Source organism: Persicitalea sp. (assembly GCF_041751555.1).
GTDB lineage: Bacteria > Bacteroidota > Bacteroidia > Cytophagales > Spirosomataceae > Persicitalea.
In genome coordinates this window covers 1-7172 of record NZ_JBGSXF010000503.1, presented here as the reverse complement: position 1 = coordinate 7172, position 7172 = coordinate 1, and the positions used below count along the sequence as shown (strand labels likewise).

6 protein-coding genes are annotated in these 7172 nt (G+C 50.6%); 4 read left to right on the top strand and 2 right to left on the bottom strand.

Translation table 11 applies throughout. From position 1 onward, the window contains the following. Nucleotides 1-1587: hypothetical protein (locus ACEW8P_RS17930; RefSeq protein WP_373514450.1), on the top strand; the 1587-nt coding region annotated here is incomplete at its 5' end. Between the two features lie 20 nt (nucleotides 1588-1607). Here ACEW8P_RS17930 and ACEW8P_RS17925 read toward each other — a convergent pair. Continuing rightward, entirely contained in the window at nucleotides 1608-2192 is a 585-nt protein-coding gene (locus ACEW8P_RS17925; RefSeq protein WP_373514449.1) for a collagen-like protein, read from the bottom strand. 187 nt (nucleotides 2193-2379) lie between these two features. Between ACEW8P_RS17925 and polA the strand changes: the two genes are divergently transcribed. After that, the gene (gene polA, locus ACEW8P_RS17920; protein WP_373514448.1) at nucleotides 2380-5214 is read left to right on the top strand and encodes a DNA polymerase I; all 2835 of its coding nucleotides are present in this window, start codon (nucleotides 2380-2382) and stop codon (nucleotides 5212-5214) included. 82 nt (nucleotides 5215-5296) lie between these two features. Here polA and ACEW8P_RS17915 read toward each other — a convergent pair whose 3' ends face one another. Continuing rightward, nucleotides 5297-5569, bottom strand: coding sequence for a hypothetical protein (locus ACEW8P_RS17915; protein ID WP_373514447.1), 273 nt, complete (start codon nucleotides 5567-5569; stop codon nucleotides 5297-5299). Nucleotides 5570-5773: 204 nt separating this feature from the next. Between ACEW8P_RS17915 and ACEW8P_RS17910 the strand changes: the two genes are divergently transcribed. Together ACEW8P_RS17910 and ACEW8P_RS17905 are read left to right on the top strand one after the other, a co-directional pair. Next, nucleotides 5774-6415: a porin family protein gene (locus ACEW8P_RS17910; RefSeq protein WP_373514446.1), complete on the top strand. Its 642-nt coding sequence runs from the start codon at nucleotides 5774-5776 to the stop codon at nucleotides 6413-6415. 146 nt (nucleotides 6416-6561) lie between these two features. Then, nucleotides 6562-7172, top strand: a 611-nt coding sequence (locus ACEW8P_RS17905; protein WP_373514445.1) for a LysR family transcriptional regulator, incomplete at its 3' end; no start/stop codon positions are given.

Below are 7172 nucleotides of genomic sequence, written 5' to 3'. Positions count from 1 at the left end.
CGAATGCAGAGTTACGCGAAAGAATGTCGGGTAGAGGATTTGTATTATTTTATAAAAAATAACCGACGCTTAATTGAGAATGCGGATTCGCTGATCTCACGGATCGACGAATACCGCCGCACGGAAAGCGATCTGGCCCGGCTGAAAGCTGATCCAGGCAACCGTACGTTTGTAGGGAGCGCCTATCGCAGCCTTATCGAAGTGGCAAGTCAGATTCCCGAAGTAGCCCGAGCCTTTAAAGACTGTGCCGCCCGCAGCTACTATGAATACCTACTAGAATCGGCTCGGCTATCCGAGGCCCGTGGCGCTGAGAGCGGCGACAAGAATAACTACCGCGAAGCCGTAGGCTATTTGGCTGACGCGCGTTCGCTGGGTCTGGAACCTATGAAAGCCGCGCTGGATGAATTCCAGAAGCGCTTGTCGGACAAGCTCGATTGCGAGGTCAATCAGGAGGAATTCAGCAAGTCAGCAACTCGGGTGCGTGAAGCCCTGTCGAACTGCCGGGTAGCGGAGGCCTGGGCTATCTGGCAACCTGCTATGGAGCAAATCAATGGTTGTGGCCCGAGTGATGCGGCATTTTTCGGCCAATATCTCAACCTGAGAGATATGGTGCAGCGCTTTCATACTTCCGACAGTCTGTACACCGCACTCAAGCAAAAGGGCGACCGCGCCATTGAAAGCAAACAATGCGGTGAGGCAAAGGATATTGTTAGAGAGATCGCCGCCCTGGATTTATGCGACGCCTCCCAGCGCGACGCTGCGCTACCCATTTATGCGCAGCGCATTACTGAATGTGAGCGGACTAATTGCTTCCTGACGGCCCGCGACCTGGCCTTCAGGAGTGCAGAAAATCGGGAATGGAAAGCCTCATACGACGCCTATCAGCAAGCTTACGATTGCGCCGATGAGAGCCAGAAAGCTCGAATCAAACAAATCATGGATGACATGAAGTGCGATGCTTACCCCGATCGCTGCCGCAAGGGAAACGTAGCTACTGCGCTACAGCCGACGGGCCGCGTGGGAATCAATAACCCGCTTTATTTCGAGGATGGTTTGTTGAAAGAAACTAACTATGGGTACTTTGTGTCGGCAGGCCTCCAACTTTCCTTCCTCTCTTACCTTAATCCGCTGGATGTGGTAATCGGGGCGGAGTACTTTCGTACGAAGTACAAAGCGTTGGGTATTGCACAGGGTCGAACGAGTTCGGCGGGAGACTTCGAGGTCGAGGGCGCAGATATTTCTTTGGCACTCAAACTTCACAAAAGCAATACCGATCCCAATCGGTTGCGACCTTACCTTAAAGGTGGCATTGAGATTTTGCTGCCCTTCGGTTACTCTATGACCAATCACGATAAATACGAATCTACCAACGACCGAAAATTTTTAAAAAAGCAATCGCTCGGAATGTTGGGAGGGCTGGGTGTCGAGTTGCAACGTAAGAAATTCGGCTTCTTTGTGGAGGCAATCTTTGGCTATAACTTTTCCGGGATTTACAATTCCAACGTGATTACTGTTTCCGGTTCGCGGGGCAAGACCGAGTCTAACTTCCGCACGGCGGGTTTACGAGCGGGTATCAGATTCTGGTAACGCATTCTAAACAACTACCGTCAGTCCGGTAGGTTGAACGCTTCCTTGGCTTCGGCGTACGATAAGTTTTCGTAGCTGATGCGCCCCGCCTGGCCACCGGGAATAATGACGTAACGAAACTCGTGATTAGGCGAGGGAATTATCGGAGTCTGGGGGCCACGAACGGGAATGGACCAAATTCGGATTCGATTGACCATGAGCGTGAAGTCGATTATATCCTCGGTGAATAGGGCATAAACCCGTATGGGCAATTGCCGAACCTGATTATTTTCTGTTTCCAGCTTCGAATACAACAGTACTACACCCTGGTCTAAAACCGCTTGCGTCAGTCGGTTTACATTGTTGATATCAAAGTAAAAACGGTCGGTACCAAACTGGTTCGTCTTGATCCAAGTACCTGCTTTTGCCCAGTTTGAGTAAATAACGTTAGCCGCTCCGGCCGGCCCCTGGGGGCCGACTTGTCCGGTGGTACCCTGCGGGCCGGCGGGACCGACGGGCCCTTCCGGGCCTTCCGTACCGCATGAACTCATCAACAGGAGCGCTACGATAAGCAAACTCCATCCTGATGATTTTTGAACTTTTCTCACTTTGTATATTTTCTTCATCGCTCAATTTTTTACCCAAATGTCTTGATTCGGCAAGACATTAGCAAAAATTGCTCCAAAATTGAATTTCGTAGCGATTGCCATATTACGGGATTACTGCTCTCGTTTTCGCCAGAGGTCTTATCTTTACGAAATCAACTACTGCCGCCGAAAAGCGTCCTTCACTACCATTCATTCAGTCTGAGACATGCCCCAACCCACCCAAAAGCTTTTCCTCCTCGATGCCTTTGCCCTTATCTATCGCGCTCATTTTGCCTTTATCAAAGCACCCCGCATCACCTCGTCGGGCATGAATACCAGCGCGGTGTTTGGCTTCACCAATACCCTCCTGGAGGTTTTAAAAAAAGAGGCCCCGACCCACATCGGGGTTGCCTTCGATACGCCCAAGAAAACTTTCCGACACGAGCAGTTCAAAGAGTATAAGGCTCAACGCGAGGCCCAGCCGGAGGACATTACGGTTGCGATTCCCTACGTGAAGCGACTGCTGGAAGCCATGAACATTCCCATTCTGCTCGTAGAAGGATACGAAGCAGATGACGTGATCGGCACCCTGGCCCGTTGCGCATCGGAAGAAGGTTTCGAGGTATTTATGATGACTCCCGATAAGGACTACGGTCAACTAGTTCAGGAACACGTCTACATGTACAAGCCCGCTTTTATGGGCAAGGGAGCCGAGAAATTGGGCGTGGCCGAGATTCTGGATAAATGGAAAATCGAGCGGATCGACCAGGTGATTGATATGTTGGGGTTGATGGGGGATGCGTCCGATAATATTCCGGGGATACCGGGTGTGGGAGAAAAAACGGCTCAGAAGCTCATCGCTCAATACGGTAGTCTGGAGAATATCATCGCGCAGGCGGACAAAATCAAAGGCAAGCTCGGCGAACGTGTTCGTGACAATACCAATCAGGCGATCATGTCTAAGCAGTTGGCGACCATTGATGTCAACGTACCTATTCCATTTAGTGCCAAAGACCTTATCCACGAAGAACCCGACACCGATAAGGTAAACGCCCTCTTCGATGAACTGGAATTCCGCACCCTGCGCCGTCGGGTGTTAGGCGAGAACCCGATCGACGCCAAGCCCGCTGCCACCACCAAGGGTAAGCCCGGCCAGCTGGATCTTTTTGGCGCGGGCAGCAACCCGAATGTGGCGGCTTTCGAAAATTCAACTTCCACCAATCAGTCCGAGCCGACGCCTGTCGTCTACCGCACTATCGCTACGGCTACCCACGACTACCAGACCGTGGACACGCCCGAACTGATGGCCAGTCTGGTACACTACCTCAGCCTACAGGAAGAATTTTGTTTCGATACCGAGACGACCGCCCTGGATGCACTGCAGGCCGAGCTGGTCGGCATCGCCTTTTCCTACCGGACGGGAGAAGCGTTTTATGTACCCGTGCCGCCGGAACGGGAAAAGGCGCAGGCTATCGTAGAAATTTTTCGCCCCCTTTTTGAAAGTGAAAAAATTACCAAGATCGGCCAGAACCTGAAGTACGATATGCTGGTCTTGCTCAATTATGATCTTGAACTTCGCGGCCCACTCGCCGACACCATGCTGGCGCACTACCTACTTGAACCCGAGCAGCGGCACGGCATGGATCGTCTGGCGATGAATTATTTGAATTACGAACCCGTCGCCATCGAGGCACTAATTGGAAAAAAAGGTAAAAATCAGGGGACGATGCGTGATGTTCCAATCGAAGAGGTGACCGAGTACGCCGGGGAAGATGCCGACATCACGCTACAACTGCACCAACTACTCTTGCCCGAATTGGATGAGAAAGCCGCCGCCAAACTTTTTACAGGCGTAGAAATGCCGTTGGTTCGGGTGCTGACGGCCATGGAAAGCGAAGGCGTCCGGGTAGATATGGACGCACTGTCTAAAATGTCCCAGGAATTGGAAACCGACATCAAGGTTTTGGAAACCGATATTTTTGCTACCGCCGAGACGGAGTTCAACCTCAATTCGCCGAAGCAATTGGGGGAGGTACTTTTTGATAAAATGAACTTGGTCAAAAACCCGAAGAAAACCCGCACCGGACAATACGCCACGGGCGAGGACGTACTGTCAGCCCTGGAAAGCGATCACGAGATTGCCCGGAAAATCCTGGACTACCGTGAATTACAGAAACTAAAATCTACTTACGTGGATGCCCTGCCGCTGCTTATCAACCCCAACACGGGCCGTATCCACACGTCTTATAACCAGGCCGTGACGGCTACCGGACGACTGAGCTCCACTAATCCTAACTTGCAAAACATCCCGATTCGCACCGCCCGCGGGCGCGAGATTCGGAAAGCCTTTGTGCCGCGTTCCGAAGAATTTCAGATTCTGTCAGCGGATTACTCCCAAATCGAATTGCGCATCATGGCGGCGTTTAGCGGTGACCCGAGCATGATCGAAGCCTTTAATCTGGGCCGTGACATCCACGCGACTACCGCCAGCAAAGTTTTCAAGATTCCGTTGGAAGACGTCACCTCTGACATGCGTCGGCAGGCCAAGTCGGTCAATTTTGGGATTATTTATGGTATTTCAGCCTTCGGTTTGGCCCGAAATCTGGGCATTTCGCGCGGCGATGCGGGCGAGATTATTAAAGCCTACTTTGAAGAGTTTCCGGCGGTGAAAGCTTACATGGATCGAGTCATCAAAGAGGCCCGCGAGCGCGAGTACGTCGAGACCATCCTGGGCCGCCGCCGCTACCTGGCCGACATCAATTCGCGCAACCAAACCAACCGGGGTTTCGCCGAGCGCAATGCTATTAATGCCCCTATTCAGGGGTCGGCCGCCGACATGATTAAGTTGGCGATGATTAACATTCAGGATTTTATCCAGAAAGAAAAACTTCGCTCCCGCATGATCCTGCAAGTACATGACGAACTCGTCTTCGACGCCCACCGCGAAGAGTTGGATTTCCTGAAAACAAATGTGGAAGACCTCATGCAGAACGCGTTGCCAATGGAAGTCAAGATGGAGACGGGCATCGGCGTGGGGAAAGACTGGCTGGAAGCGCATTGATTTTGTAAGGAGGAAAGTGAGCTGGCGCAAGCCGTCCTTTTTTCCTTTCCTCCATTCTCCCTCCTCCCTTTTCTCCCTTGAATTATTCTGTGCAGGGTTCAGCCAGGAATTCTTCCAAATCCTTCTTGTCAACGGCGGTGTATAAGGCTGCGCAACTTTTTATATAATCTCTGACGGTCTTCTTGTAAGCTTCGCAGCCTGCTTTGGTTGGATTGGCCGCATAGGCCGTCAGAGCGTCAGAGAATTTAGTGGCGCTGTTGGCGCAGTTCATTGGACTTGGGGCCGTGTCTTTTTTGCTGCATCCTACCATCAAAGCGATGGCCAATGGAACGAGGAATTTGAATGTCTTTTTCATAGTTGTCGTTTTTTTCTTTCAAACATACCGCGCATACACGCTTGTCTCCAAATAGAATGGGGCGTAACTGATTGAACGGTAGCCTGAATTTAGTAAACGGCTCATTGGGCACAGAATGCCCGGTAAAATCAGGTTATTGATGGCCTCTGGCACGGAATTTTAGATGAGGCCCAATCACTTTAATTTTATTCAAAAATCTGTTTTATGAAAAAAAGAATTCAGTACGTCGTTTTCTGCCTGATTATTTCAAGCACTGCGTTCGCTCAGGAAAACGTCTCCGTTGGCCCAATAGTGGGCGCCTCTATCGCCAATCTTCGGGGCGACATCAGTAATAACGACTGGAAAACCGGGCTTACCGTCGGTGGTTTCTATAATTACAGTTCAAATTCTGGTTTGGGGGTAAGCGGACAACTCTTATTCACCCAGTTAGGTGCTCAGGTGCAGAATAAAACCAATGACATCAAATTGAATTACATTCAGGTCCCAATTTTGCTAACCTATTTTCTGGGGCGCTCCGGTCAAAGCGTTCGGCCCAAACTGTTCATTGGCCCGCACATTAATTTCTTACTAGGCGCTAAAGACCGAAATGGCAACGATATTTATGGAAGTACCGACAACCGCAACTACAACGCCATCGATGCCGGACTTACCCTCGGGGCGGGCTTCAACTACCGCCTGAAAAATAAAGTTTGGTTGAACGCCGATCTCCGCTATGGTTTAGGACTCGTCGATATCACAAAGTCGGATGCGAATAAACTGATGAACCACAACATCGGTATCAATCTGGGAGTTAGCTTTCCTTTTGGAAAATATAATCCTAATAGTGGCAGGCTCACCAACCGCTAAAAAATTAGTTGTCCAACCGTACACAAAGGGAACCTTCTTAGGAGGGTTCCCTTTTTTTGTATATACCAAATTGACGCCGAAATCTTTACCAATGCCTCTGTGTTAGCCTATTGAAATCCCATACGCCGAAAGCAAAAATTGAGACATTGAATATCCAACAGTTAGAGTACATCGTAGCGGTCGATCGTCATCGCCATTTCGTGCAGGCCGCTGAGCATTGCCACGTCACACAGCCGACTTTATCCATGATGATCAAGAAATTGGAGGAAGAGTTGGGTGTGAAAATCTTCGACCGCAACCGTCAGCCCGTCGTCCCGACGGACATCGGGGCGCGGGTCATCGCGCAGGCTCAGGTGATTTTGCAGGAATCTGCGCGACTCGCTGAACTCACCCGGCAGTACAACGGCTTGCTGGCCGGAGAACTCCGCGTAGGCATCATACCGACTATCGCGCCCTACCTCCTGCCCCAATTCGTTCACGAATTTATCGAGAAGTACCCGACCATTCAGCTACAAATCACGGAGATGATTACGGAAAAAGTACTGCACGAATTGAAGCGTGGCACCATCGACATCGGGATCATTGCCACGATTTCCGAAGAAAGCAGCTTTCAAACTACCCCTCTCTACCGCGAAAAACTCTACGTATATGCTTCGGAGAAAGTTAATTTATACGGAAAGAAATATATACTGCCCGACGACATCGATCCCAACGAACTGTGGTTACTGGAAGAGGGCCACTGTTTCCGCACCCAAAT